We start from the raw sequence: 866 nt of genomic DNA, 5'->3' as shown, positions 1-866 counted from the left end.
GCTGCAGCCGCGACACGGATCGCCTCGCGGCCATCCTGCGCGGCGCCGACACGGTCTCGCCGCCATCCTGGTCGCCGACGACGACGCCGCGCTCGAACAGGCGGCTCAGTGTCTCGACGCTGCCGCGGAGGCGCTGACCCATGGCGAGGCCATCGTCCTTCCCCATGACGCGCGCCGGGCCCGCTGCGGCGCGCCGTCACCCGTCTCTGTGCCACGCTGGGCGACCCCGAGAGCATCGCCGCCGACGGCCCCGCCGCCGATCCGCGCCCCATGGCGATCGCCCTCGACCGCCTGATGCCGGGACGCGAGGTGGTGCGCTCGGCCGCCGCCTTGGCACTGTGCATGGGCATTGCCTATGCAGCGCATTGGTTCGTGAAAGCGCCGCACTGGTTCTGGATTCCCCTGACCGTCAGCCTGGTCATGAAGCCCGACCTCGGCTCGATCTTCGCCCGGGCGGTGCTGCGCTCGGCGGGAACGGTGTTCGGTGCGGCGCTCGGCGCGCTGGCGCTGATGTTCCTGCCGAAGGGGCTGGCGCTGGTCGGGGCCATGGCGGTATTCGCCGCGCTCGTTCCCTGGGCGATGCGCCGCTCCTATGGGCTCCAGGCGGTGGCGCTGACGCCTCTGGTCCTGGTGCTGGTGGACCTCATCGTGCCCGGTCCCCGGAATCTGGATTACGGCATCCAGCGGATCACCGACACGGTGTCCGGCGGGCTGATCGTGCTGGTGTTCGGCTATTTCCTCTGGCCGCGCACGCACTTGCGGCAATTGTCCGCCGCGTTCCACGCCGCCAAGGGCGCCATCGCCAGCTATCTTGTCGCCATCGCCATGGCGGGTCGCCGGCGCGCATCGCCGCGCGCGGCGGGCCT

1 protein-coding gene is annotated in these 866 nt (G+C 71.7%); it reads left to right on the top strand.

Annotated features, from left to right (window positions below; genetic code table 11):
* Window positions 1–270 precede the first annotated feature (270 nt).
* A partial coding sequence (locus AC2W7M_RS26455; RefSeq protein WP_486136157.1) for an FUSC family protein occupies window positions 271–866 on the top strand: 596 nt, incomplete at its 3' end.

The sequence above is a fragment of the Xanthobacter sp. BG11Y11_SDJG genome (genome assembly GCF_057364445.1).
Note: the sequence above shows the minus strand (reverse complement) of the source record. Positions and strands in the feature narration are given on the sequence as shown.